Source organism: Streptomyces sp. AM8-1-1, assembly GCF_032229325.1.
Lineage (GTDB): Bacteria > Actinomycetota > Actinomycetes > Streptomycetales > Streptomycetaceae > Streptomyces > Streptomyces achmelvichensis.
Map to the genome: position 1 here is coordinate 6,376,504 of NZ_CP135086.1, position 25,774 is coordinate 6,402,277.

24 protein-coding genes and 1 tRNA gene are annotated in these 25,774 nt (G+C 71.8%); 17 read left to right on the top strand and 8 right to left on the bottom strand.

Annotated features, from left to right (window positions below; translation table 11 throughout):
* Window positions 1-2 precede the first annotated feature (2 nt).
* On the bottom strand, window positions 3-1,841 hold the full coding sequence (locus RPQ07_RS28385) for an endonuclease/exonuclease/phosphatase family protein (protein WP_313947047.1): 1,839 nt from the start codon (window positions 1,839-1,841) through the stop codon (window positions 3-5).
* A gap of 306 nt (window positions 1,842-2,147) precedes the next feature.
* Here RPQ07_RS28385 and RPQ07_RS28390 point away from each other — a divergent pair, with 306 nt between their 5' ends.
* Complete coding sequence (locus tag RPQ07_RS28390; RefSeq protein ID WP_313947048.1) at window positions 2,148-3,602, top strand: hypothetical protein; 1,455 nt, start codon at window positions 2,148-2,150, stop codon at window positions 3,600-3,602.
* 311 nt (window positions 3,603-3,913) lie between these two features.
* Here RPQ07_RS28390 and RPQ07_RS28395 read toward each other — a convergent pair whose 3' ends face one another.
* Complete coding sequence (locus tag RPQ07_RS28395) at window positions 3,914-4,681, bottom strand: SDR family oxidoreductase (protein ID WP_313947049.1); 768 nt, start codon at window positions 4,679-4,681, stop codon at window positions 3,914-3,916.
* 157 nt (window positions 4,682-4,838) lie between these two features.
* On the opposite strand from RPQ07_RS28395, the gene RPQ07_RS28400 reads away from it, so the two are divergent.
* From RPQ07_RS28400 to RPQ07_RS28420, 5 genes are all read left to right on the top strand, one after another.
* Window positions 4,839-4,914: transfer RNA gene (locus RPQ07_RS28400), tRNA-Asn, on the top strand.
* Window positions 4,915-5,151: 237 nt separating this feature from the next.
* On the top strand, window positions 5,152-6,738 hold the full coding sequence (locus RPQ07_RS28405) for a TROVE domain-containing protein (RefSeq protein ID WP_313947050.1): 1,587 nt from the start codon (window positions 5,152-5,154) through the stop codon (window positions 6,736-6,738).
* Window positions 6,739-6,788: 50 nt separating this feature from the next.
* Window positions 6,789-7,520, top strand: a complete 732-nt coding sequence (locus RPQ07_RS28410) for a GntR family transcriptional regulator (RefSeq protein WP_313947051.1) — start codon at window positions 6,789-6,791, stop codon at window positions 7,518-7,520.
* Between the two features lie 16 nt (window positions 7,521-7,536).
* Window positions 7,537-8,553, top strand: coding sequence for a 1-aminocyclopropane-1-carboxylate deaminase (locus RPQ07_RS28415; protein WP_313947052.1), 1,017 nt, complete (start codon window positions 7,537-7,539; stop codon window positions 8,551-8,553).
* 28 nt (window positions 8,554-8,581) lie between these two features.
* Window positions 8,582-8,812: a hypothetical protein gene (locus RPQ07_RS28420; RefSeq protein WP_313947053.1), complete on the top strand. Its 231-nt coding sequence runs from the start codon at window positions 8,582-8,584 to the stop codon at window positions 8,810-8,812.
* 58 nt (window positions 8,813-8,870) lie between these two features.
* Here the strand turns inward: RPQ07_RS28420 and RPQ07_RS28425 are convergent, their stop codons facing one another.
* The 3 genes from RPQ07_RS28425 to RPQ07_RS28435 all read right to left on the bottom strand — a co-directional run bounded on the left by RPQ07_RS28425 (window position 8,871) and on the right by RPQ07_RS28435 (window position 11,262).
* The gene (locus tag RPQ07_RS28425) at window positions 8,871-10,085 is read right to left on the bottom strand and encodes a TerD family protein (RefSeq protein WP_313947054.1); all 1,215 of its coding nucleotides are present in this window, start codon (window positions 10,083-10,085) and stop codon (window positions 8,871-8,873) included.
* Between the two features lie 45 nt (window positions 10,086-10,130).
* Window positions 10,131-10,349: a hypothetical protein gene (locus RPQ07_RS28430; RefSeq protein WP_313947055.1), complete on the bottom strand. Its 219-nt coding sequence runs from the start codon at window positions 10,347-10,349 to the stop codon at window positions 10,131-10,133.
* An 88-nt stretch (window positions 10,350-10,437) separates the two neighbouring features.
* The gene (locus RPQ07_RS28435; protein ID WP_313947056.1) at window positions 10,438-11,262 is read right to left on the bottom strand and encodes an NAD(P)-dependent oxidoreductase; all 825 of its coding nucleotides are present in this window, start codon (window positions 11,260-11,262) and stop codon (window positions 10,438-10,440) included.
* A gap of 240 nt (window positions 11,263-11,502) precedes the next feature.
* On the opposite strand from RPQ07_RS28435, the gene RPQ07_RS28440 reads away from it, so the two are divergent.
* Both RPQ07_RS28440 and RPQ07_RS28445 read left to right on the top strand, forming a co-directional pair.
* Window positions 11,503-12,447, top strand: coding sequence for a 5-dehydro-4-deoxyglucarate dehydratase (locus RPQ07_RS28440; protein ID WP_313947057.1), 945 nt, complete (start codon window positions 11,503-11,505; stop codon window positions 12,445-12,447).
* Window positions 12,444-13,607, top strand: a complete 1,164-nt coding sequence (locus RPQ07_RS28445; protein ID WP_313947058.1) for a hypothetical protein — start codon at window positions 12,444-12,446, stop codon at window positions 13,605-13,607. The genes RPQ07_RS28440 and RPQ07_RS28445 overlap by 4 nt, the downstream gene beginning before the upstream one ends.
* Here RPQ07_RS28445 and RPQ07_RS28450 read toward each other — a convergent pair.
* Entirely contained in the window at window positions 13,593-14,828 is a 1,236-nt protein-coding gene (locus RPQ07_RS28450) for an MFS transporter (protein WP_413777789.1), read from the bottom strand. The genes RPQ07_RS28445 and RPQ07_RS28450 overlap by 15 nt on opposite strands.
* 207 nt (window positions 14,829-15,035) lie before the next feature.
* Here RPQ07_RS28450 and RPQ07_RS28455 point away from each other — a divergent pair, with 207 nt between their 5' ends.
* The 9 genes from RPQ07_RS28455 (at window position 15,036) to RPQ07_RS28495 (ending at window position 23,437) form a co-directional block, all read left to right on the top strand.
* Window positions 15,036-15,710, top strand: coding sequence for a GntR family transcriptional regulator (locus RPQ07_RS28455; RefSeq protein ID WP_313947059.1), 675 nt, complete (start codon window positions 15,036-15,038; stop codon window positions 15,708-15,710).
* Window positions 15,707-16,618: a dihydrodipicolinate synthase family protein gene (locus tag RPQ07_RS28460; RefSeq protein WP_313947060.1), complete on the top strand. Its 912-nt coding sequence runs from the start codon at window positions 15,707-15,709 to the stop codon at window positions 16,616-16,618. Before RPQ07_RS28455 ends, RPQ07_RS28460 begins: the two co-directional genes overlap by 4 nt.
* Complete coding sequence (gene araD / locus RPQ07_RS28465) at window positions 16,615-18,339, top strand: L-arabinonate dehydratase (RefSeq protein WP_313947061.1); 1,725 nt, start codon at window positions 16,615-16,617, stop codon at window positions 18,337-18,339. The genes RPQ07_RS28460 and araD overlap by 4 nt, the downstream gene beginning before the upstream one ends.
* A 69-nt stretch (window positions 18,340-18,408) precedes the next feature.
* Window positions 18,409-19,737 (top strand): S28 family serine protease, encoded by a 1,329-nt coding sequence (locus tag RPQ07_RS28470; protein WP_313947062.1) that lies wholly within the window; start codon window positions 18,409-18,411, stop codon window positions 19,735-19,737.
* 70 nt (window positions 19,738-19,807) lie between these two features.
* Complete coding sequence (locus tag RPQ07_RS28475; RefSeq protein WP_313947063.1) at window positions 19,808-21,214, top strand: NCS2 family permease; 1,407 nt, start codon at window positions 19,808-19,810, stop codon at window positions 21,212-21,214.
* A gap of 112 nt (window positions 21,215-21,326) precedes the next feature.
* Window positions 21,327-21,782 (top strand): DUF3995 domain-containing protein, encoded by a 456-nt coding sequence (locus RPQ07_RS28480; protein ID WP_313947064.1) that lies wholly within the window; start codon window positions 21,327-21,329, stop codon window positions 21,780-21,782.
* On the top strand, window positions 21,772-22,284 hold the full coding sequence (locus tag RPQ07_RS28485; RefSeq protein WP_313947066.1) for an RNA polymerase sigma factor: 513 nt from the start codon (window positions 21,772-21,774) through the stop codon (window positions 22,282-22,284). The genes RPQ07_RS28480 and RPQ07_RS28485 overlap by 11 nt, the downstream gene beginning before the upstream one ends.
* The gene (locus tag RPQ07_RS28490) at window positions 22,281-22,733 is read left to right on the top strand and encodes a hypothetical protein (RefSeq protein ID WP_313947067.1); all 453 of its coding nucleotides are present in this window, start codon (window positions 22,281-22,283) and stop codon (window positions 22,731-22,733) included. Before RPQ07_RS28485 ends, RPQ07_RS28490 begins: the two co-directional genes overlap by 4 nt.
* Before the next feature lie 188 nt (window positions 22,734-22,921).
* Window positions 22,922-23,437 carry an RICIN domain-containing protein gene (locus RPQ07_RS28495; protein ID WP_313947068.1) on the top strand — a complete coding sequence of 172 codons (516 nt, stop codon included), beginning with the start codon at window positions 22,922-22,924 and terminating at the stop codon, window positions 23,435-23,437.
* Between the two features lie 124 nt (window positions 23,438-23,561).
* Here RPQ07_RS28495 and RPQ07_RS28500 read toward each other — a convergent pair whose 3' ends face one another.
* Complete coding sequence (locus RPQ07_RS28500) at window positions 23,562-25,010, bottom strand: peptidoglycan D,D-transpeptidase FtsI family protein (protein WP_313947069.1); 1,449 nt, start codon at window positions 25,008-25,010, stop codon at window positions 23,562-23,564.
* Between the two features lie 131 nt (window positions 25,011-25,141).
* Window positions 25,142-25,759 (bottom strand): response regulator transcription factor, encoded by a 618-nt coding sequence (locus RPQ07_RS28505; protein ID WP_313949060.1) that lies wholly within the window; start codon window positions 25,757-25,759, stop codon window positions 25,142-25,144.
* Window positions 25,760-25,774 lie beyond the last annotated feature (15 nt).

Consider the following 25,774-nt stretch of genomic DNA (forward strand, 5'->3'; position numbering starts at 1 on the left):
CGTCACGGTCGGAAGCGCAGCACCTGCGGGTCGTGGTCGCTGTTCTGGTCCGCGAACTCCGCGTTGATGTGCACGCTGTCGTACTCGAAGTCGTCGATCGAGGGGCTGGTCAGGATCTGGTCGAGCACCTGGCTGTTGCCCTGGTAGACGTAGGAGTAACGCTCCGGCCTGGGCAGGGACTTGATCGCCGGGTAGAGCGCGCCGCCGTCGGTGAGCGCCTTCGTCGTCGCCGAGAACTCGAAGTCGTTGATGTCGCCGAGCACCAGGACGTCGGCGCGGCGGTCGGCCTTCAGGATCTGCTTGACGAAGGTGTTCACGGCCTGCGCCTGCTGGAGCCGCTTGACCTCGGAGGAACGGTTCGGCGGCTGCCGGTGGGCGGTGAGGGCCTCGTCGCCGCCCTTCGAGCCGAAGTGGTTGGCGATCACGAAGACCGTACGGCCGCGGAAGGTGAACTCACCGGCCAGCGGCTTGCGGCTGGCCTCCCAGGCGGCGTTCGCGGGGTCGACGCGGCCGGGGGACAACGTGAGCGCCGCCCGTCCGCGCTCCTTGACGACTCCGGTCGCGGTGGTGGCGTCGCCGCCGGCGCGGTCGGTGAACGAGACCCGCTCGGGGTTGAAGAGGAAGACCTGACGGATGTTGCCGCCGGGCTCGCCGCCGTCCTTGTTGTTCTCCGGGTCCACACTGCGCCACTCGTACGCCGGACCGCCGGCCGCGGCGATCGCGTCCGTGAACTTCTTGACCGTCTGGCCGGCGGCGACCGTGCCGTCGTTCTTCGCGCCGTTGTCGTCCTGGATCTCCTCCAGGGCGAGAATGTCGGGCGAGGACAGGTTCTCCACGACGGCCTTCGCCAGCGCGTCGAACTTCTCCTGCGGGTCGGACGGGTCGAGGTTCTCCACGTTGTACGTGGCGACGGCGAGCTCGCCCCGGCGCTGCGGGCGGGTCTCCTCGGCCTCCAGACCACGGTCCACGACCGTGCCCAGCGTGCGCGCGGTCAGGGTGTAGCCGCCGAACTGATTGAAGTCCAGGGGTCCTTCGGTCCGTCCGGCGAGCACGTCGCCGACGTTCGCCTTGGGGAAGGGCTGCTCGGCGGTGGGCGTCAGCGACTGGATCTGGAGCCGGCCGGTGTTCTGCGAGGTGTACGAGCCGTAGCGGGCACCGCCGGACGTGGTGGGGTTCTCGAACGGCTTGACCGTCACCCACAGCTCGGCGAACGCGTCGGTCGCACCGACGACGCGGGAGGTGCCGACGCGGACGTTGGTGCCCTCGAGGGACTCGTAGTAGTCCAGGGCGTAGGTGCGAGGCTTCAGCGGCAGGGCGTTGATGCTGCCGCCGTTGGCTGTGTCACCGGCCGGGGTGTACGCCGTGGGCACGGAACGGCCGGAGATGGTGACCGGAGCCGGCAGCGGGTTGTCGGCGGAGACGACCGTGATCGTCGGCCGGGAGATCTGCGTCAGCGACTGGTTGCCGGAGGAGGTGCCGCCCGGGATGAACTCGCCCACGGTGCCGGAGACCAGCACCGAGTCGCCGGCCTTGACGGTCGGGGTGGCGCCGGTGAAGACGAAGATGCCCTCGCTCGTAGCGGGGTTCTTGTCGGCCTGCGGGTCCTGGAACCAGAAGCCGCGCGACGAGCCGTAGGTCCGCACGCCCGTGACGATGCCGGCGACATCGGTGACCTGCTGCCCGACGAGCGGGGATATCCGGGTGGAGCCCTGAATGTCATGGATCCGGGTCTCGGCCCCGGCGGCTGCCGAGGCGGAGGATCCGGCCAGCAGACCGGCGGCCAGTGCGGAGGCGACGACGGCCGCGACGGCGGCCGTTCTCGGTACGACTGAGGAAGGCATCGAGGAACTCCGGAATCGAGGGTGAGGGGTGATTCGTTGCTGCACTTCTGTTCTACGCGCGTCAATCTCTTTGCTGAGCAGTCCACTTGTCAAGAGTCGACGGGTGTACGGCTACCGACGGACGGATGAACGCCCTCATGGGAGCGTTCCCGCGGTCCCCGGCCGTCCCGTGCGCGGTTCCGGAGCGCGGCGAAACCCGGTGAAATACGTCTACGCTGGGGGCGGCCCCGGGCCCTCGCCCCTGCCTCTTCGGGCATGCGGCGGTCACCCCAGCCCGGACCCGTACGCCCCGAGGAGAAACAGCAGATGCCCGAAGACCGCCCCACCCTGCCGCCGGTACGGCTGCACTCGGAAGCGGAGCTGGCGCGGGACGCGCTGGCCACCCCGCTGCTGACCAGGGCCGTGAAGCTCGCCCGTTGGGCGGGGCCCGACACCCGGGTGGGTGCGGGCGGCGAGCTGGCCGAGGAGCAACTGGCCGCGGCGGCTGCGGAACTGGGCCTGGACGCCGAGGACGATGGGCCCGCGTATGCGAGCGAGGCCTGGCGTACCGCCGTCGACACCGGTCTGGTGGACGTCGAGGACCCGGAGGACGACGAGGCCGAGTACGGCACCGCCACGGCCGGGGAGAACCTGGCGCTGATCACCTCCGGCGGACCGCAGGACATCCTCGCGATCTGGCTCGACGCCCTGGAGGCCGTGCACGCCGACGCGATCGCCCCGCTGCTGGACGACCTGGCCGACGCGATCGGCGACGACGGCGAGATCGACTACGAGGCACTGGACTGGGACCCGGACGCGGAGGCCGAGTTCCTCGACGGGGTGCTCGGCAACCTCTATCTGCTGACCGTCACCGATGGCGGTGCGGGCGAGGAGCCCGTGCCGCTGCCGGCGCTCGCCGCGTCGATGATCGTGCCGGACGACATGGGCGAGCCGACCGACGACGTGCTGGAGCAGGTCTCGGTGGCGATGATGCGGCTGGACGACCAGTTCCGGCTGCTGGAGCCGGTCGGTCTGGTCGAGTACCGGCCGGTGGACGAGGCGCTCATGGCCGAGGTCCCGGACGACGCCGAGGCTCCGTCCACGGTCGACGAGTCGGACGTCTCGCGGTACGGCCTGGTCAAGCTGACCCCCCTCGGTCTCTACGGCATCCGCACGCGGATGCTGGAGGGCGGTGTCGACGCGCCGGCCGTGGGAGACCTCGCGGACAAGGGCGCCGACGTCCTGCTCGACGGCCTCGCGCACTACCCCGAGCGGGCCGCCCGCGCGGAGACCGAGCAGTGGCTGGCCCGCCGCGAGCCCGCGGTCGCCGCGCACGAACTGCTCGGCGCGGCCCGGGGCGTCGACAAGGGCGCGCCGCTGCGCCGGCTGCACTGCCAGCAGGCGCTCACCCTGGTCGGCGCACAGGCCGAGTCCGAGGTGCGCGCGGTCCTCGACGACGCCGAACTGGGCGGCCTGGCGCGGGTCTGGCTGGCCGAGCGCGCCGCCTCCGACGTGCCCGCACCGCCCGAGTCGATGATCTTCTGGCTCGCCATCGACACGATCGCGGCGCAGCTCGACGCGGACGGCGAACTGGAGGAGCTGCAGGGCCTGGTGGAGGGTCTCGCCGGTCAGCACAGCGGCTTCTTCGACGCGGCCTGGCGGGTGGACCACCCGGCGACGGCGGACGTCCTGGAGGCGATGGGCCGTCTGCACCCGGACAAGAAGGTGGCCAAGGACGCGCGCAAGGCGGCGTTCAAGGCCCGTTCCAAGCCGGGCGCCTGAGGGCGAGGACCCGGGAAGGCGGCGGGGGCGCGCACGGCAGCGGTGGGGCACCGGCAGCGGCTGGGACTCGCACGCGGCACCCGCGCCGGCCGCTCGTGCCGCGGTTGCGCATCGCGCCGCCCGCACGCCCGCGCCGCGGTTGCGCACTGGCCTCGGCTGCCCGCGCCGCGGCTGAGCACCCGTCCGCGCCGCGGCTGGCACCCGCCCCGGCCGCACGCCCGCCCGTGCCGCGGCTGCGCACCCGCACGCCCGCCCGCCCGCGCCGCGGCTGGCACCCGCCCCCACCCGCCCGCGCCCGGGTCCGCGCCGTGTCAGGTCCGCAGATGCGACGCCCCGTTGAGGTCGAGCACCGCGCCCGACGACCACTCCGCCGCCGGGGACGCCAGCCACAGCACCGCCGCGGCGATCTCCTCGGCCGACGCCACCCGGCCGAACGGACTCTGCGCGCGGATCGCCTCGCCCTCCGCGCCGCTCAGCCGGCCCGCCACCCGCTCGGTCTCGAAGAAGCCGGGCGCCACCGACACGACGGCGATGCCATAGGGGGCGAGGGACACCGCGAGCGACTGGCCGAGCGCGTGGACGGCCGCCTTGGTCGCCCCGTACGCGGGATGGTCCGGCTCGCCGCGGAACGCCCCGCGCGAGCCGATGTTGACGATCCGTCCGCCGGTACCCGCCTCGATCATGCCGCGGGCCGCCAGATGGCTCAGGTTCGCCGTCGCCAGGAGGTTGACGGACACATGCTGCTGCCAGAGGGCCGTCCAGCGCTCGTAGGGCGTCGAGGGGAGCGGATGCGCCTCGTTGACGGCCGCGTTGTTGACGAGCACATCGATGCCGCCGAGCTCCTCCGCGGCCCGTACGGCGACCGACCGCGCGCCCTCCGGGTCCGACAGATCGCCGCCGAGCAGCACATGCCCGGTGCCGGGCAGGGAGTCGAGCGTGAGGCGCGCCTCCTGCTCGCGTGAGCCGTAGTGCACGGCGACCCGGTCACCGTTCGTGGCGAAAGCCTGCGCGACGGCGCGACCGAGGCCCCGGGAGGCACCGCTGACGAGGACGCGCCTGCCGGTTGCGGGGAAAGTCATGGAATTCAGCGGCCTTTCGGAGTCGGGACGTCTACCGGTGCCCTGTCTACGCCATCTCGAGCGCGGCCCGGTGACCGGCCCCGCCGCATGCCTTCCCTCATCGGCAGGGCATGCGAAAAACCCTTCGCGCGGCCGTATGCCCGCCTTCTAGAGTGATGCCTGTCCAGGTGCGAAGGCAGGACCTACTTCCACTGTTAATGGGGCGGTCGCGGGTTCGAGTCCCGCCATCGGCTTTCCCGCCGATGTAGCTCAGACGGCAGAGCACCTTGTCGGTTCCGCCGGCCTCGACCTCTGGACACATGCTTCATGCACCTCCCGGTGCGCAGGCTGCGGCTACTTCCTCATCCGAAATCACGCCGCCGCCACCTTTGATCTCGGGAGGCCGGCATGCGGGGGTCGTCAAAAGGCGCGGAGTGTGCTTTCCGCATTCCCCGGTGCCGCCCTTCCCCGTCGAATTCGGGGGAATTCACATGGCACGTTTCAATGTGCGCGGCGCGAAGGCGCGGGCCACCTCGCCCGTCCGCTCGACCGGCCGTACGCTCCGTACGCATCAGGGCGGCAAGGGCGTCGGGCGCGACGCGCGTTCCGAGCTCTTCCTGCTCGCCGTGGCCAACTTCGTGTCCCAGCAGACCTTCTACGAGTCGGGCGAGGACCGCGACAGCCGTTTCGCGCAGCTCGTGCGCACACTCGCCGTCGAGGACCCGGAGTGGACCGCGGGTCTGCTCGGCTGGCTGCGCGGCGAGGGCAATCTGCGTACCGCCTCGATCGTCGGCGCCGCCGAGTACGTCAAGGCGCGGCTCGACGCGTCCGCGACCGCCGGCCCGTCGAACCGTCAGGTCGTCGCCTCCGTCCTGCGCCGTCCCGACGAGCCGGGCGAGCTGCTCGGCTACTGGACCTCGCGGTACGGCCGGAACGTGCCGAAGCCCGTCAAGCGCGGCATCGCCGACGCGGTCGCCCGCCTGTGGAACGGCAAGGCCCTGCTGAAGTACGACACCGCCGGCAAGGGCTACCGCTTCGGCGACGTCCTCAACCTCGTGCACGCGTCGCCCGATCCGGCGAAGCCGTGGCAGGGCGAGCTGTTCCGCTACGCGCTCGACCGCCGGCACAACCCGGACACCGCCGAGCCGCCCGCCTCGAACCGCACGCTCGTCGCGCACCGGGCGCTGATGGCCGTCCCCGTCGCCGAGCGGCGCGCGGTCGTCACCGCGCCCGACGGCGCCGCCCGCCTCGCCGAGGCGGGCATGACGTGGGAGGCGCTCGCGGGCTGGCTCCAGGGTCCGATGGACGCGGCGGCCTGGGAGGCCGTCATTCCGTCGATGGGACCGATGGCGCTGATCCGGAATCTGCGCAACTTCGACGAGGCGGGTGTCCGCGACGAGGTCGCCGAGCGGGTCGCCGCCGAGATCTCGGACCCGGAAGTGGTCGCGCGGTCACGGCAGTTCCCCTTCCGCTACCTCGCGGCGTACCAGCACGCCCCGTCGCTGCGCTGGTCCTACGCGCTGGAGAAGGCGCTCGGCCACTCGCTGGCGAACGTGCCGTCGCTGCCGGGCCGGACGCTCGTGCTGGTCGACCGCTCCGGCTCCATGTGGGCGCGTCTGTCGGAGCGTTCCGAGCTGAACCGGGCGGACGCCGCAGCGGTGTTCGGCGCTGCCGTGGCCATGCGGGCGGCCCACGCCGACCTGGTGGAGTTCGGCACGACCAGCTCCCGGGTGAGGTACCGCCGGGGCGAGTCGGTGCTGAAGGTGCTCGGCCGCTTCGGCGACCTGGGTGGCACGGACACGACACGGGCCGTACGGGCGCACTACCAGGGCCACGACCGGGTGCTGATCGTCACCGACGAGCAGGCCGCGTACAGCCACTACGGCGACCCGGCCGAGCAGGTCCCGGCGCAGGTGCCCGTCTACACCTGGAACCTGGCGGGGTACCGCGCGGGCCACGCGCCCTCGGGCGGTCCCGGCCGGCACACCTTCGGCGGACTGACCGACGCGGCGTTCCGGATGGTGCCGCTGCTGGAGCGCGGTCACAGCGCCGACTGGCCGTGGGTCCCGACCCCCTGAAGGCCGGGGCCGTTGTGCTCCCATACGACTGACATCTAACATGTCAGTTCATGGGAGCACTGCGGCCCGTCGGGCGGACCTTGCTGCGGGACACCGCCTACGCGGCCATCCGTGACGCCATCGTGTGCGGCGAACTGCCGCCGGGGGAGCCGGTGCGCGACGCCGACCTGGCGGGCCGCCTCGGCCTGTCCCGCGCACCGGTCCGTGACGCCCTCGCCCGGCTCGCCGAGGAAGGACTCGTCGAGACCAAGCCGCAGAGCTACACGCGCGTGACCCGGCTCGACCCGCGGGCCGTGCGCGAGGCCGCCGTGGTGGTGCGGGCGATGCACGAACTCGCCGCGCGGACCGGAGTACCCCTGCTCGGGGCGGACGACGTCTCGGCCATGCGTGAGGCCAACGACCGCTTCCTACGGGCCACCCGTAGCGGCGAGGTCGGCGAGGCGCTGCGGGCCGACGACGACCTGCACGACGTACTCGTCCGGGCCTGCGGCAACCGCGCGGTCGCGGCGACGATCGCCCGCTTCACGCCGCTGCTGCGGCGGCTGGAGTGGCGCCGGTTCGCCGAGGCGGGCGCGCTGGAGTCGGCGGCCCGGCACGAGCGGCTGATCGACGCCTGCGCCGCGGGGGACGCGGACGAGGCGGCCGGGATCACCGCGACGATCTGGCACTCGCTCGAAGCCCTCGCCGACGACCCGGGAAGCGCTCCGGTTCCTGGAGAACAGGCCGACACCGCGCCTGTCCCTGGAGAGCGGGCCGGCGGCGGACAGGACGACGTCCCCTGACCCGAAGGAGCTCAGCATGTCGATCTCGTCGTACGAACGCCATCCGCCGCTGTTCGGCCCCTCCCCGGTGCACCGCCTCGAACGGCTCACCCGCCATCTCGGCGGAGCCGAGCTGTGGGCCAAGCGCGAGGACTGCAATTCACCCCTCGCCCACGGCGGCAACAAGACCCGCAAGCTGGAGTACCTCGTCGCCGACGCGCTCGCCCGGGGATGCGACACGCTCGTGTCGATCGGCGGCGTCCAGTCGAACCACACCCGCCAGGTCGCGGCCGTCGCCGCCCGCACCGGTCTCGCCTGTGTGCTGGTGCAGGAGAGCTGGGTGGAGTGGCCGGACCCGGTCTACGACAAGGTCGGGAACATCCTCATCAGCCGGCTCGCGGGCGCGGACGTCCGTCTGGTGCGCGCCGGGTTCGGGATCGGCGTCAAGGAGAGCTTCGAGCAGGCGCTCCGCGAGGTCGAGGAGGCCGGCGGCCGTCCCTACGCCATCCCCGCAGGCGCCTCCGACCACCCGCTCGGCGGACTCGGCTTCGCGAACTGGGCGTACGAGGTCGCCGAACAGGAGAGGGAGCTGGACGTCTTCTTCGACACGATCGTGGTCTGCTCGGTCACCGGCAGCACCCAGGCCGGCATGATCGCCGGATTCGCCGCGCTGGAAGAGGCGGGCGGGCGTCCGCGCCGGGTCCTCGGGATCGACGCCTCGGCGGCCCCCGACCGCACCCGCGAACAGATCGGCCGTATCGCCCGGAACACCGCCTCACTCATCGGGGTGGAGCGGGAGTTGCGCGACGAGGAGATCGAACTCGACGAGCGCTATCACGCGGGCACCTACGGCATCCCCGACGAGGCGACGCTGGCAGCCATGCGACTCGCGGCCCGTACGGAAGGAATGGTGACGGACCCGGTGTACGAGGGTAAATCGATGGCAGGACTCATCGACCTGGTCGAACGGGGAGAAATCGGGTCCAGGGCTGTCGTGCTTTATGCCCATCTGGGCGGGCAGCCGGCGCTCAATGCCTACAGTGCGTTGTTCTGATGCGGCCCGAGGGGCCATACTCACGGTAATGACCAAGTCAGCCGGATCCCGGCGCCATCTGCCCTCCAGTCCCTTCAACAGAACGGCCCCGGCAGCCCCGCCGATCGAGCAGTACGAAGTGGGTGACCGGGTCTCGCACGACCAGTTCGGCCTCGGCAGAGTCATCGCAGTCGAGGGTGACAACGCTGCTGTGCTCGTCGATTTCTCCGGTCGCAAGGGAAGAATTCCGAGCCCTTACTCCAAGCTGGCCAAGCTCTGAGCCCCACCGCCGCCGGGCCCGACGTCGATGCGAACGACGGAGGGCCCGGCGGCTGCGGTTACAGGGCCTGAGCGGCGGGCTTCACCATGCCGCGCACAGTCCGGGACTTCACGAAGTCCCCGATGGCGGTCATCTCCCACTCGCCGGAGAACTGCTTGATCAGCTTCGCCATCATCACGCCGGTCTGCGGCTCCGCGCCGGTGAGGTCGAAGCGCACCAGCTCCTCGCCCGACGCCGCGTCGATCAGCCGGCAGTAGGCCTTGGCGACCTCGGTGAACTTCTGGCCCGAGAAGGAGTTCACCGTGAAGACCAGGCCGGTGGCGTCCGCCGGGAGCCTGCCGAGGTCCACGACGATCACCTCGTCGTCGCCCGCGCCCTCGCCCGTCAGATTGTCGCCGGAGTGCTTGATCGCGCCGTTCAGGATGGTCAGCTTGCCGAAGTAGCAGCTGTCCAGGTGGTTGCGGTTGGGGCCGTACGCGATGACGGAGGCGTCGAGGTCGATGTCCTTGCCGCGGTAGGCGGGCTCCCAGCCGAGGCCCATCTTGACCTGGGACAGCAGCGGACGGCCGCCCTTGACCAGGGACACCGTCTGGTTCTTCTGGAGACTGACGCGGCCCTTGTCGAGGTTGATCTTCCCGGCGCCGGGGGCGGGAGCCGCCGGGGGAGCGGCGGGGGCCGGAGGGGCCTGGGCGATCCGCGGGTCGGGCGCGGCGGGTGCGACCGGGGCGGGCTGCGCCGCGGGAGCCGCGGGTGCGGGGGCCGCCGCGGGCTCCTCGTCGACCGAGACGCCGAAGTCGGTGGCGATGCCCGCCAGTCCGTTGGCGTACCCCTGGCCGACCGCACGGGCCTTCCAGGCGCCGTTGCGCAGATAGATCTCCACGATGACGAGCGCGGTCTCGGAGCCGAGCTGCGGCGGGGTGAAGGTGGCGAGCGCGCTGCCGTCGTCGGCGTTGCGGATGGTGGCGGTCGGCTCGATGCCCTGGAAGGTCTGGCCGGCGGCGTCGGGGCTCGCCGTCACGACGATCTTCTCGATGCCGGGCGGGACGGCGGCCGTGTCCACGATGATCGCGTCCGGGGCGGTACCGCCGCCGGAGCGGTGACTCACACCGGGGCCCGCAGGCTGGTTGTAGAAGATGAAATCGTCATCGGAGCGCACCTTGCCGTCGCCGGTGAGCAGCAGGCCCGAAACGTCGAGCCGCACCGGGGCGGCGACGTCCACCGCCACGCGAGCGGCGGAGAGAGGGATGTTCGAGCCGGGGGTCATAGCTGTCATGCCAGGGGTAACGAGCGAGGGCGCTTTACCGTTCCCTTACTGTTCTCACCGGTTGCGGGGGTGATTTCTGGCCGCTCGCTCGTTCCCGAACTTGTACGCGCCGGTCCAGCGCGCCATCACCAGCTGCGCGTCACCGGCCTCCACCTCCGCCAGGAACTTCTCGGCGCGCGGACCGCGCAGGGTGCCCGCCGACCGGCCGCGGTGGGTGATGACGACGCTGCCGTCGCCGCGCTGTTCGTACGTGAATCCGAAAGGTCTCGCCATGGCGGACATCCTGGCGGGTGAGCGGCGCCGGTGGCACGCGAATATCGGCCGGCCGGGGGCCTGCCGGGGCCGGTCGGTAGAGGGCCGGTCAGTACGGCCACTGCGGCGGGTCGGTGACGAAGTGGCCCCCCAGATACGCGTGGTCCGGGTTGTCCGGGTCCAGTTCGCCCTGTTCGGCGACGAGCTTCTCCGCGTACTGCTCCGAGTCGTCCTGCGGGTCGTACCCGAGCGCGCGGGCCGTCGAGAGGTCCCACCACAGGCGGGTGTTGGCGGACGAGCCGTAGACGACGGCGTGGCCGACCTCCTCGGCGGTCAGGGCGGCGTGGAAGAGACGTGCGCCGTCGCCGGGGCTCATCCACACCGAGAGCATCCGTACCGACGTGGGCTCCATGAAGCAGGAGCCGATGCGGATCGAGACGCTCTCCACGCCGTGCTGGTCCCAGTAGAGCTGGGCCAGGTCCTCGCCGAAGCACTTGGACAGGCCGTAGTACGTGTCCGGCCGGCGGGGTGTGTCGATCGGGATGAGCGCGGACGGCGCGATCGGGGCGTCGCCCCGCGGGCGGGGGGTGAAGCCGACGGCGTGGTTGCTGGAGGCGAAGACCACGCGCCGGACGCCCTCTTCCCGGGCCGCTTCGTAGAGGTTGTACGTGCCCTCGATGTTGGCGCGCAGGATCTTCTCGAAGGGGGCTTCCAGCGAGATGCCCGCCAGATGGATGATCGCGTCGACACCGCGGACCGCCTCCCGCAACGCCTCCTTGTCGGCCAGGTCTGCGGTGATGGCCTCCGGCTCCCCCTCGATCGGGGTGGCGTCGAAGAGCCTGAGTTCGTAGCCGTACGCGGGAAGCAGTCCCCGCATCAGCGTGCCGAGGCCGCCTGCTGCGCCGGTGAGCAGGACGATGCGGGGTGCGGGCATGGATGGTTCTCCTTGAAATGCTCAGGTCCGTAGACAGCATTCACATGCATGGACACGCTAGGGAGTGGCCGGGGCACCGTCAAGTGTGGCCCGGACGGTCCGGCTCCGCCTCTGAGTTGCGGTTTTCCGTCTTGACCTGCCCGGCCCGGCTGCCCTAGCGTGACGGCGTTCAGAGATATGGACGTCGATCAGAATTGTGCACGAGTCGCGGAGGCTCGGTGCACGGCCCAGGGAGCGCCCGTGACCACAGCCCCGCTCGCCGCCCGGCTCACCCGGGTCCAAGGACCGCTGTTCTTCCCCGTCACCCCGTACGGGCCCGACGGCTCCGTCGATCTCGACACCCTCCGGGCCCATGTGCGCGCGGGCGTCGACGCCGGGGCGGCCGCGGTGTTCGCCTGCTGCGGGACGGGCGAGTTCCACGCCCTCACCCTCGAGGAGTTCGGACAATGCGTCGCCGCGGCGGTGGACGAGACCGCCGGCGCGGTGCCCGTCGTCGCCGGAGCGGGCTACGGAACCGCCCTCGCCGTCCAGTACGCGCGGACCGCCGAAGAGGCGGGCGCCGACGGACTGCTCGCGATGCCGCCCTACCTCGTCGTCGCCGACCAGGCCGGACTGCTGCGCCACTACACGGAGCTGGCCGCGGCGACCTCCCTCGACGTCATCGTCTACCAGCGCGACAACGCCCTCTTCACCCCCGAGACCGTCGTGCAACTCGCCGCGACCGACGGGATCATCGGCCTCAAGGACGGCTACGGCGACCTCGATCTGATGCAGCGGATCGTCAGCGCCGTCCGCCGGGACGCCCCCGAGCGGGACTTCCTCTACTTCAACGGGCTGCCCACCGCGGAACTCACCGGCCTCGCCTACCGCGGCATCGGCATCTCCCTCTACTCCTCCGCCGTGTTCGCCTTCGCCCCCGACATCGCCATCGCGTTCCACCGCGCACTGGCGTCCGGCGACGACAAGACCGTGAACCGGCTGCTCGACGGCTTCTATGTGCCCCTGGTCGAACTGCGCAACCTGGGCCGCGGCTACGCCGTCTCGCTCGTGAAGGCCGGTGTGCGCCTCGAAGGGCTGGATGTCGGCGAGGTGCGTCCGCCGCTCAGCGAGCCGGCCGAGGTCCATGTCAAGGCGCTGGCCGGTCTCATCGAACGCGGCCGGGCCCTGCTGGAGGAGCACGCGTGAAGACCTCCGTCTTCCTCTACCCCTGGGACGTCGTCGGGGACCCGGACGCCGCGGCCCGTATCGCCGGCCTCGGCGTCCAGCAGGTCACCCTCGCCGCCGCCTACCACTCCACCCGCGCGCTGACCCCCCGCCACCCGCGGCACCGCATCGTCACCGCCGAACATGCGTCTGTGCTCTACGAGATGGACGAGAAACGGTGGGCGGGGCGTGAGCTGCGGCCGTACGCCCCCGGAGCCTGGGCGTCCGGCGACGCGTACGGGGAGGCGGCGGCCGCCCTCGCCGACGCCGGCCTGGAGGTGCACACCTGGGTGGTCCTCGCCCACAACTCCCGGCTGGGCGCCGAGCATCCGGACACCTCCGTCCTCAACGCGTACGGCGACCGGTATCCCTGGGCGCCCTGCATCGCGCGGCCCGCGGTCCGGGAACTGGTCGTGCATCTCGCGGCCGAGGCGGCGGCGCGGCCCGGCGCGCGCGGCACCGAGCTGGAGTCCTGCGGCTGGTACGGCCTCGCCCATCTGCACGGCCACGACAAGATCGCCGGCGTGGGCCTCGGCGACGCGGCCCAGTACCTGATGTCCCTGTGCTTCTGCTCCGCCTGCGGCGAGGGATACCGGCAACTCGGCCTGGAACCCTCCGTGCTGGCGACCGCCGTACGGGCGGCGCTGGAGCCGGTCTGGGCGGGGGAGGCGCCGGGCGACGCGAGCATCGACAAGCTGCTGGGCGCCGAACTCGCCGTAGCGACACTCGACTTCAGGACCCGCACCGCACGGACGCTCCAGGAGGACACGGTCGCCGCGGTGCGGGCCGCGGCCCCCGACGGCTTCCAGGTGCTGCTGCACGCCGACCCGGTGCCGTACCACTGCGGGGCCAACGCGGGAGTCGACCCGGCGCACATCCTGTCCGTCGCGGACGGTGTGGTGGTGCCGTGCACCGGTGGCGCGCAGCTGCTGAAGCCGTTCGCGGACCGCCGCGGGCACGCGGACGTACTGGCCGCCAACCTCACCGTGGTCGGCGGGATGGGCGGCAGCCCGGGCACGCTGGCCGAGGACGCCGCGCGGGCCGCGGAGCTCGGAGCGACACAACTGCGGCTGTACCACGCGGGGTTGGCGTCGGACGCGGACCTGGAGCTGGTGGCGGAGGCGGTGTCACGGGTGGGCTGAGCCTCCCGCGGGTCCTCGGGCCGCGGAGGGGACAGGCGCGCCCCGCCGCCCTCGCAGGGCCGCTGCCAGTACCAGTCCCGCCGCGCCCGTCACCGGCAGCAGCACCCTCACGTCGACCACCGCGACCAGCCCCGCACCCACCGCGAGCGCCACCGCGTTCGGGGCGAAGACCAGGGTGTTCGCGGTGGCGGCCGTGCGGCCGAGGAGCGCGTCCGGCGTCTCCCGCTGCACCGCCGTGAGCGCCGCGACCAGGACGCACGGCAGCCCCAGCCCGATCGCCGCGCTGCACGCCAGAGCCGCCGCGTCGAACGGCAGGGAGCGCAGCGCCACCGCCGCGGCGAACAGCGCGGTGCCGGCGGCGGCGTACGTCCGCTCCGGCATCCTGCGCAGCAGCGGGCCTGCGAGAAGTCCGCTGATCACCGATCCGATGCCCTGCACCGCGTACAGCACACCGACATACGCGGGGGAGCGGCCGAGCACCTCGTCGCTCACGGCGAAGATCAGCGCGCCGTTCAGGCCCGCCAGCAGCATGACCGTGCCGCCGCCCAGCACCAGAGGGCGCAGCACCGGCGAGTGCCACAGAAACCTCACCCCCTCGGCGGTCTCCGAGCGCCAGGCGCCCGCGGCCGGGCGGACCGGCCGCTCCTCCGGTACCCGCAGGGTCATGAAGATGCCGGCGGCCAGCGCGAACGAGAGTGCGTCCAGCAGCGCCACCGAGGCGCCGCCGAACCGGGCGAAGAGGCCCGCCCCGGCGAGCGGCGCGATCAGTTTCATGCCCTCGTTCGCCGTCATCCGCAGCCCGTTGAAGTCGCCGAGCAGTCTGCTGTCCACCACCGTCGCGACCAGTCCCGCCTCCGCCGCGTCGTGCACGACGGTGCTCATCCCGTAGACCACGAGGACGGCGAACAGGATCCACACCCGCGCCGCCGAGTCCACCGCCAACAGGGGCAGCAGGAGCAGGGACATCGCGAGGTTGGTACGGATCAGCAGCGGCCGGCGGCGTACCCGGTCCGCGACCGTTCCCAGCAGCGGGCCGGCCGGCACCGGAGCCCACATCGCGAACGTCGTCAGCGCCGCCAGACTGTCCGACCCGGTCAGCGACTTGACCCAGATTCCGGACACCAGCCACATCGCGGACGAGCCGAAGCCCGACACGACCACCCCGGCCAGATACAGCCCCGCATTGCGGTCCCGCAGCACCGCACCCGTCCGCCGGCCCACAGCCCACCCGCCTCTCCCGATCCCGTCGTGAGGGTCAGCGTGACGACTGAGGAGGCCGCGGCGGATCGGGCAGGTGACCTACAGCCGGCGTGCGGCCGGACCCTGTCGGCCGTCGTCGCGGGTCTTGACGCGGGACGCCGTAGACGGACAAGCTCACAGCGTCGTACGTCGTATCTCATATATGACCCAGCAGAACGCGAGCCGTCGATGTCCTTTGCTCCGGCCTCCATCCCCTCCCGCACCCAGTACGTGCTCGACACCGTCAAGCACGCGATCCTCACCGGCGGGCTGCGGCCCGGGCAGGCGCTCGTCGAGAGTGAACTGGCCGCGCAGTTCGGGGTGTCGAAGACACCGGTGCGCGAGGCGCTCAAGACGCTCGCCGGCACCGGCCTGGTGGTGATGAGCCAGTACAAGGGCGTCACCGTGCGCACGGTGGACACCGCCATGGCGCACGAGGTGTACGACGTGCGGCTGCTGCTCGAACCGGAGGCGGTGCGCCGGTCGGTCCGCCGCTCGGCCCCTCCGGACGCCGCGGGCGAGGCGCTGGCGAAGGCCGATGCCGCCGCCGACCGCGCGGAACGCTCCTTGGCCAACCGGGAGTTCCACCGCGCCCTGTACCTCCCGTGCGGCAATCCGATGCTGGTCAGGATGCTCGACGACGTACGCGACCAGGCGGCGCTCGTCTCGGCCGTCGCCTGGGCCGCCGACCCGTCGTGGGAGCGGGAGGCGGCCGAGCACCGGGAGATCCTGCGGCTCGCGGCGGCCGGTGACGCGAAGGGGGCGGCCCACGCCCTGTACGACCACATCGCCGCCTTCCTCCGCCGCGCCTTTCCCCAGCAGGGCTCCGCCGAGCCGCGCTCCCCCGAGGAGGACCACCGATGACCGAGGAACGTCACACCGCCCTGCGCGCCGCGCTCGCCGATGCCGTGGCCATCCCCGTGACCCCGTTCGCCGAGGACGGCACGGTCGACGAGAAGGCCCAACGCGCCCTGCTGCGCAGGATGATCGACGCCGGGGTCACCACGCTCACGCCCAACGGCAACACCGGAGAGTTCTACGCACTGACCCCCGACGAGCGCCGCCGGGCCGTCGAGGTGACCGTCGAGGAGGCGGACGGGGCGGCCACGGTCGTCGCCGGCGTCGGGCACGAGGTGCCGACCGCCGTCGCGGCCGCCCGGCACGCGGCGGAGGTCGGGGCCCGGCTGGTGATGGTGCACCAGCCGGTCCACCCGTACGTCTCGCAGGACGGCTGGATCGACTACCACCGCGCGATCGCCGACGCCGTACCGGAGCTCGGGGTCGTCCCGTACATCCGCAACGCGCACCTCACCGGTGGCACGCTGGCCGAGCTCGGGCGGCTGTGCCCCAATGTCCTCGGCGTGAAGTACGCGGTCCATGACGCGGCCGCCTTCGCCGCCTTCGCCCGTGACGCCGGCCTCGACCGGTTCGTCTGGGTCGCCGGACTCGCCGAGCTCTACGCGCCCTCCTACTGGGCCGGCGGCGCCACCGGCTTCACCTCCGGGCTCGTCAACGTCGCCCCGGAGATCTCCCTCGCCCTGCGGGACGCCCTGCGCGAGGGCCGGTACGCGGACGCCATGGACATCTGGGAGCGGATCAGGCCCTTCGAGGAACTGCGCGCCGCCCACCAGTCGGCGGACAACGTCAGTGTCGTCAAGGAGGCGCTCGCCGCACTCGGACTGTGCCGCCGTGACGTGCGTCCGCCCAGCCGCGTCCTGGCCGGGGAGCGGCGTGCCGTGGTCGCGGATCTCGTCCGGGGCCGGTTCGTATGACCGACCGCAGTCCCGAACAGCTGCGCAGCCACCAGTGGTACGGCACGGAGGGGCTGCGCTCGTTCAGCCACCGCGCCCGTACCCGCCAGCTCGGCTACCTCCCCGAGGAACACCTCGGCAAGCCGGTCATCGCGGTCCTCAACACCTGGTCCGACATCAACCCCTGCCACGTCCATCTGCGCGACCGCGCCCAGGCCGTCAAGCGCGGGGTCTGGCAGGCCGGCGGCTTCCCGCTCGAATTCCCGGTCTCCACACTCTCCGAGACCTTCCAGAAGCCCACCCCCATGCTCTACCGCAACCTGCTGGCGATGGAGACGGAGGAGCTGCTGCGCTCCTATCCCGTCGACGGCGCGGTGCTGATGGGCGGCTGCGACAAGTCCACACCCGCCCTGCTGATGGGCGCGGCCAGCGCCGATCTGCCCGCCGTCTTCGTCCCCGCCGGGCCCATGCTCCCGGGCCACTGGCGCAACGAAGTGCTCGGCTCCGGCACGGACATGTGGAAGTACTGGGACGACAGGCGCGCCGGGCTGATCGGTGACGCCGAACTGGCCGAGCTGGAGAACGGTCTGGCCCGTTCGCCCGGCACCTGTATGACCATGGGCACCGCCTCCACGCTGACCGCCGCCGCCGAGGCTCTCGGCGTGACCGTCCCCGGTGCCTCGTCCGTCCCGGCCGTCGACTCCGGGCACGAGCGGATGGCCGCCGCGTCCGGCCGCCGGATCGTCGACCTCGTACGCCAGGACCTCAAGCTGTCGCGCATCCTGACCCGCGAGGCCTACGAGGACGCCGTCGCCACCGTGCTCGCGCTCGGCGGCTCCACCAACGCCGTCATCCATCTGATCGCGATGGCCGGCCGCTCCGGTGTCGCGCTCACCCTCGACGACTTCGACCGCATCGCCCGCACGGTCCCGGTGCTGGCGAACGTCCGTCCCGGCGGCCGGTATCTGATGGAGGACTTCCACTTCGCGGGAGGACTCCCCGCCTTCCTCACCCGGCTCACCGACGTCCTGCATCTGGACCGGCCCACCGTCGCCCACGCCACCCTGCGCGAACAGCTCGCCGGGGCGCTCGTCCACAACCCCGACGTCATCCGCCCCCGGGACAAGCCGCTGGCCGACGAGGGCGGGGTCGCGGTGCTGCGCGGCAACCTCTGCCCCGACGGCGCCGTCATCAAGCACATCGCCGCCGATCCCCGGCTGCTGAAGCACACCGGCCCCGCCGTCGTCTTCCCCGACTACCGGACCATGCAGCGCACCATCGACGATCCGGCGCTCGGCATCACCGCCGACCATGTGCTGGTGCTCCAGGGCGCGGGCCCCCGAGGCGGCCCCGGCATGCCCGAGTACGGCATGCTGCCGCTGCCCGGCCATCTGCTCCGGCAGGGCGTACGCGACATGGTCCGGATCTCCGACGCCCGGATGAGCGGCACGAGTTACGGCACCTGCGTCCTTCATATCGCCCCCGAATCGCACATCGGGGGCCCGCTGGCACTGGTCCGCAGCGGCGACCCGATCACCCTGGACGTCGCGGCCCGGACACTGCGGCTGGAGGTGCCGGACGCGGAGCTCGCCGAGCGGCGGGCGGCCTGGACACCACCGCCCGAGCGGTACGAACGGGGGTACGGCGCGCTCTACGGCGAGCAGATCACGCAGGCCGACACCGGCTGCGACTTCGCCTTCCTCGCCCGGCCGGGCAGGAACCCGGACCCGTACGCGGGTTGAGCCGCGGGCCCGGCGGGCGTCCGTCGTACGATGCGGCCTGCCCGCCGTCGTACTCAAGGGGTACCGCCGTTGCGTTCCACGAGGCTCGCCGCACTGCTGGGCGCCGTACTGACCCTGGTCACGATGCAGTTCACCGGGGAGGCGAGCGCGCGGGCCGACTCCGAAGACATCCGCGGGCAGCTGGAGCGCATCCCCGGCATGACGGTCGTCGCGGTGGGCGAGAAGCAGGGTCACCCGCACTACGCGCTCACCTACGCCCAGCCCGTCGACCACCGCCGGCCCGGGCGGGGCAGCTTCACCCAGCGGCTCACCCTCTGGCACAAGGCGACCGACCGGCCCACGGTGCTGCACACCGGCGGCTACACCCTGGCCTCCGGCACCGCCCAGGTCACCACGGTGCTCGACGCCAATCAGGTGTCCGTGGAACACCGCTACTTCGGCCCCTCCCGGCCCGCGGGCGCGGCCGGGGACGACTGGTCCAAGCTCACCGTCTGGCAGGAGGCGAGCGACGAGCACCGGGTGACGCAGGCGCTGCGCGTCATCGAACGCGGCCGGTGGCTGGGTACCGGAGCGAGCAAAGGCGGTATGACGGCGACCTATCACGAGCGGTACTACCCCGGCGATCTCGACGCCGTCGTCGCCTTCGTCGCACCGAACGACGCCGACAACGCGGACGACAGTGCCTACGACCGCTTCTTCGCGACCGTCGGCACGGCCGAGTGCCGCCACGCACTCGACGCCGTGCAGCGCGAGTTGCTGGTCCGGCGCGAGCGGCTGCTGCCGATGTTCGAGGCGGACGCCCGGAAGAACGGCGACACCTTCGAGGAGACCCTCGGCACCACGGACCGCGCCTACGAGTTCGCCGTGCTCGACCAGGTCTGGAACTTCTGGCAGGGCGGCAGCGCCGCGGACTGCCCGGACGTCCCCGACGCGCGGACCGCCGACGACGACGAGCTCTACGACTGGTCGACGAAGCACGGCCTGCACGTCTACAAGGACGAGAACCTCGGCACCAACGGCTCGGGCCCCTACTACCGGCAGGCCGCCACCCAACTCGGCTGGGCGGACCTGGCGTTCCCGCATCTGCGCGGGGTCCGCCGCCACCCCGGGCTCTACCGGCCCGACTCGGTGCTCCCGGCCGCGATGCGCGGCGCGTACGACAACGGGCCCATGGCGGACGTGGACCGGTGGGTGCGGACCAGCGGCCGGCGGATGATGTTCGTCTACGGGGAGAACGACCCCTGGAGCGCCGAGCAGTTCACGCCGAGCCGCCACGACTCGTACCGCTTCGTGGCTCCCGGCACCAACCACGCGGCACAGCTCACGGATCTGCCCGCGGACCAGGAAGCGGCCGCGGTCGCGACGCTCAAGCGGTGGGCGGACGTTACACACCGTTGACCTGAAAACGCTCGCCCGAGGGGCACAATCCCAGCTGTCTTCACCGGCCGGACCGTCCCCGAGGAGAGCCATGTCCGCACAGGTCGACCAGTACTTCCGCATCAGCGCACGGGGCTCGACCTATGCGCGGGAGATCCGTGGCGGCTTCGCCACCTTCTTCACGATGGCCTACATCCTCGTGCTCAACCCGATCATCCTCGGCAGCGCCGAGGACAAGTTCGGCCACCAGCTCTCCGCGGCCGAACTGGCCACCTCCACCGCGCTGGTGGCGGCCGTGATGACCGCGATCATGGGCCTCGGCGGGAATCTCCCGCTCGCCGTGGCCGCCGGACTCGGGCTCAACGCCGTCGTCGCCTTCCAGATAGCCCCGCTGATGAGCTGGCCCGACGCGATGGGTCTGGTGGTGCTCGAAGGCATCCTCATCTGCGTCCTGGTCGTCACCGGACTTCGCGAGGCGATCATGCACGCCATCCCCTCGTCGCTGAAGCAGGCGATCAGCGTGGGCATCGGGCTCTTCATCGCCTTCATCGGGTTCGTCGACGCCGGGTTCGTCACCCGCATCCCCGGCGACGAGAGCACCGTGCCGGTGCAGCTCGGCGGCAGCGGTCAGCTCTCCGGCTGGCCCGTGCTGGTCTTCTGCGTCGGGGTGCTGCTCACCGTCGCGCTGATGGCGCGCAAGGTGAAGGGCGCGATCCTCATCTCCATCGTCGTGACGACCGTCCTCGCGATCGTCATCAACGAACTCGCCACCGTCGACCGGCTCGCCTGGGGCCTGACCGTGCCGGCCGTGCCCGACGACGTCGTGGCCGCGCCCGACTTCGGGCTCGTCGGCGCCTTCAGCCTCTTCGGCGCGTTCGAGCAGATCGGCGTCATCACGCTGGTGCTGCTGGTCTTCACCCTGATCCTCAGCGACTTCTTCGACACCATGGGCACCGTCGTCGGCATCTCCAGCGAGGCGGGCCTGCTGGACGAGGACGGCAAGGTCCCGAACCTCGGCCGGGTCCTGCTGATCGACGGCGCCGCGGCGGCGGCAGGCGGGGCCGCCTCCGCCTCCTCCAACACCTCGTACATCGAATCGGCCGCCGGTGTGGGCGAGGGCGCCCGTACCGGGCTCGCCTCCGTGGTCACCGGTGCCCTCTTCGGACTGGCGCTCTTCCTCACCCCGCTGCTGACCGTCGTCCCCGCCCAGGCGGCCGCCCCGGCGCTGGTCGCCGTCGGCTTCCTGCTGATGGCCCAGGTGCGGCACATCGACTGGGAGCGGTACGAGATCGCCATCCCCGCGTTCCTGACGATCGCGGTCATGCCGTTCACGTACTCCATCACCAACGGCATCGGCGCGGGCTTCATCGCCTACGTCGTCATCAAGGCGGTGCTCGGCAAGGCACGCGAGGTGCACTGGCTGCTGTGGGGCACGGCGGTGCTGTTCGCGGTGTACTTCGCCATCGACCCGATCGAGCAACTCCTCGGAGTTTCCTGAGCTTTGCCGGGGTGGGCGCGCTCGGGAAAGAATGCGCCCACCCCGACGGAACGTTTCGCGCGGACGGCTCCTCTGGAGGGTGACGGATTCCCGAGTCGCCGCAGGAGGACCCATGTCGTACCGGCTCAGCACCACCGTTCCGCCCGCCCGCGCAGCCGTGCTCGTCGTCTCGGTGCTCACCGCGGACGCCCTGCTCCACCTGTACTGGGCGACGGGCGCGACCTGGCCGGCGGCCGACGAAGGGAGCCTGTCCCGAGCGGTTCTCGGCAGGGACGTGCCGTTCACACCGCCGGTCCTGCTCCCTCTCGCCGCCCTCCTCCTCGCCGCGGCCGCCCTGGTCGGCGCCCACTCCCGCCGCCCCGGCCACCCGGTCCTCCGTCTTTGCACCCTGGCCGTGGCCGCGGGCCTCTCGCTGCGCGCCCTCGCGGGGATCTACTGGCTGTTCGCCGAGGAGACCGGCACCGCCTTCCACCGGCTCAACCTCGTGCTCTACACCCCCCTGTGCGCCCTCCTGGCGTGCGCCGCCCTGCGCGTGGCGTGGTGGAAGGACGCGGCCCGTGCCCGTTGAGCGACCGGACGATCCGACAGCCCGGCTCGTGCGAGCCGCCCAGCGCGGAGACACGCTCGCCATGGCCGAACTCCTGGACCTCCTCGCGCCGTACGTGGGCCGCGTCTGCGCGCCCATCGCCCTGGACCAGGGAGCGGACGCGGCGCAGGAGGCCCTGGTGGCGGTCTTCCGGTCGCTGCGCACCCTGAAGGACCCGGCCGCCCTGCACAGGTGGGTCCGGACGATCGCCGTGCGCGAGGCGGTCCGCACCGCCCACCGCTCGGCCCGCGCCGTACCGGCCGATCTCAGCGCGCTCCCGGCCCGCGGCGACCCCCAACTCTCCGCCGACATCAGGGACGTACTGGACCGGCTCTCCCCGGAACACCGCGCGGTGCTGATGCTGCGTGACGTGGAGGGCCTGGACGAGCGCACCGCCGCGGCCCTGCTCGGTGTGCGCACGGGCACCGTCAAATCGCGGCTGCACCGGGCCCGCGACACCTTCCGGAAGGCGTGGACGTCATGAACGAACGCTGGCCGACCACCGACCTCGACCCCGTACGCCGCCTGCATGCCCTGGCCGCCGGCATCCGCGGCGCCGCGGTGACCGAGGCGTACGTCGACGCACCCTTCGAGCGGGTCTGGTCCCTGCTGGGCGACCTGGAGGGCGGATTCGGGCAGGTCGTGACGGACATGGAGCGGCTGCGCGTCGTGAGCCGACAGGGGGAACACGTCGAGGCGCAGGTCCGCAGCAGGTACGGCATGCGGGCCCGGCTGCGCGGCGTGCAGCGACCGGGCTGGTGCTGGCTGCAGAGCCGCTTCCTGCTGATCGGCGTCGCGGCGACCCCCGAAGGCGGGGGCACCCGGGTGGCGTTCACCGGGGGCGTACGGCTGCCGTCCCGCGCCGCGTTGATCCCCGTGGGGGTACGCCGGGAGGGCAACCGCAGCGTGGAGAACCTGAGGGCACTGCTGTGAGCCGGACAGCGTCCCTCGCGAAGGACGGCATCGGCCGGCCGGATGTCAGGACGGCACGTCCTCGCCGGGCCCGGGCCGTCGCGCACCGCGTGATCATGGCGCTGTGTGCCGTCTCCTGACGCGCAGTTATCATTGATCTTGACCACTGCCGTGTCCCGGGGGGACACGGCTGTCTCTTGGGGGGAAACATGACGGCAAGATTCACATCGAAGAAGGCGGTCAGACGCACGACAGCGGTGGCCGCCGCAACCCTGGCGCTGATCGGCGGCAGCCTCGTGACCGGGCAGCCGGCGTCCGCGGTCACCTTCAGCGGACGGCTCATGAACGCCGCCACCCGGCTCTGCATGGACGGCAGCGGTGCCGCGGGGCCCGGTGCCGCGGTGATCCAGTGGGAGTGCAACGGAGGCGCGAACCAGCGCTGGTACACGAGCACCGACTCCCGGGGGCGACAGACGATTGTCAACTCCGCGAACGGTCTGTGCCTGGACCGGCACGACGACACCCGCCCGGGCGCCAAGCTGATCCTGTGGCACTGCAACAGCAAATGGAACCAGGTCTTCAGCGGAGGCACGGGCGCCAACCCCATTGTGAACGACCCCTCCGGCCACGTGATCGACGTTCCGGGAGGCACCGGCGTCTGGGGCACGCAGCTCATCATGTGGGAGCGCAACGGGGGCTCCAACCAGGGCTGGTGGCTCGTCTAGTGCGGCTCGCGGCACGCTTTGCCCTGTCGAGGCACTAGTGCCGCTCGCGGCATGGAGGTCCGGCCGATCACGCAGCTGATCAACGGGGCCGCCGGCGATGTCCGGCGGCCCCGTGCCGACACCGCTACCTCAGCGCCGCCTTCATCATCTTCTGTGCGATCGGCGCCGCCAGGCCGTTGCCGCTGACCTCCGAGCGGGCCGCGCCCGAGTCCTCGATGAGGACCGCCACCGCGACCTCCTTCCCGCTGTCGGAGCTCTTGGCGTACGAGGTGAACCACGCGTACGGCGTCTTGCTGTTGTTCTCGCCGTGCTGCGCCGTGCCCGTCTTGCCGCCGACCTCGGCGCCGTCGATCCGCGCGTTGGTGCCGGTGCCCTCGTCCACGACCGTCACCATCGCGCTGCGCAGCTCCTCGGCGACCGACTCCGAGACGATCCGGTCCGACGAGCCGTCCTCGTACGAGTCCAGGGTGTTGCCGTCGCCGTCCACGGTCTTCGAGACCATGTGCGGGGACTCCATGACCCCGCCGTTGGCGATCGCGGCCGAGACCATGGCCATCTGCAGCGGGGTCGCCGTCACGTCGAACTGGCCGATGCCCGACAGCGCCGTCTGCGCCTTGTCCATACCGCTCGGGTAGACGCTCGGGTAGGCCCGCACCGGGACGTCCCTCTGCTTGTCGTTGAAGCCGAACTTCTCCGCCGTCTCCCGGACCTTGTCCTCGCCCAGGTCCGCGGCCAGCTTGGCGAAGACGTTGTTGCAGGAGTACTGGAGCGCCGTGCGGAGGGTGGCGTTCTCGCAGGGTGCGGAGGCGTTCTCGTTCTTCAGGACCGTCGTCGTACCGGGGAGGGTGTACGGGTCGGGGCTCTCGGTCTTCTCGTCCACCGAGCCGTACAGACCGTCCTCCAGCGCGGCAGCGGCGACGACCAGCTTGAACGTCGAGCCGGGCGGCAGCGGCTGCCGGAGCGCCCGGTTGACCAGGGGCTTGTCCGGGTCGTCGAGCAGCTTCTTCCAGGCGGCCGAGTCCGACGTCCCGGAGATCGACGAGGGGTCGTACGAGGGCGTGCTCACCATCCCGAGGATGGCGCCCGTCTTCGGGTCGATCGCGACCGCCGCGCCCTTGGTGTCGCCGAGCGCCTTGGAGGCCGCCTTCTGCACCGCCGGATCGATCGTGGTCAGTACGTCGCCCGGCTTCTGCTGCTTGCCGGTGAGCGCGTCCACGGGGTTCTTCAGCCGGGTGTCGGTGCCGTCGAGGATCGTGCTGTGGATGCCCTCGAGCTGGGTGGCTCCGTATGCCTGCGAGCTGTAGCCGGTGACGGCCGAGTACAGCGAGCCGTCGGTGTAGGTGCGTTTGTACGCCAGATCACTGCCGGCGGTCCGCTGGGAACCGGTGACCGGTGATCCGGCCACGATGATGTCGCCGAGCGGCTGCGCGTACTGCGCGATGATCTTCCGTCGGTTGTGGTCGTTGTCCGCGAGTGCCTTGGCCTCGTACGCCTGCACCCAGGTGACCCGCACCAGCAGGGCGAGCACCAGCAGCAGACTGAAGGCGGCGGCGTTCCTGATCGTCTTGTTCATCCCATGCAAGGGACGAGCGGAACGGGGCGGCGCGTTCCCCTGTGGCCCCTTTTCTCAGGATTTACTCATCTCCCCGGCGGGGCGTCGGGGCTCAGCGGGGCCTCCCGGACGCGAGCTCCCGGTGCGGACCCTCAGCGCGGCGAGACGAACCCCGACTCGTACGCCGCGATCACCGCCTGGGTGCGGTCCCGCGTCCCCGTCTTCGCCAGCACGGAGGCCACATGCGTCTTCGTCGTCGCCGGTCCCACGCCCATCCGCCCGGCGATCTCCGCGTTCGTCAGCCCCGTCGCCATCAGCCGAAGGACCTCGGCCTCCCGATCGGTGAGCCGCTGCGCCCACGGCGGGGGAGCGGCGGCCCTCTGCCGGGCGTACTCGGCCGCGAGCGAGCGCACCGCGGCCGGGAAGAGGAGCGAGTCGCTGCGGGCGACCAGCCGCACCGCATGCACCAGCTCCTCCGCCCTGGCCCGCTTGAGCAGAAAGCCCGCGGCGCCGGCGCGCAGCGCGTCGTACACATAGGAGTCGTTCTCGAACGTCGTCACCACGACGATCCGCGGCGGGTCCGCGAGGGTGGCGAGGATCTGCTCGGTCGCCCGGATGCCGTCGATCTCCGGCATCCGCACATCCATCAGCACCACGTCGGGCCGCAGCTCACGCACCACCGACACCGCCTCGGCGCCGGTCGCCGCCTCGCCGACCACCTCCAGACCGGGCTCGGCGTCCAGGATGACCCGCAGCGCGGTGCGGACCATGCGTTCGTCGTCCGC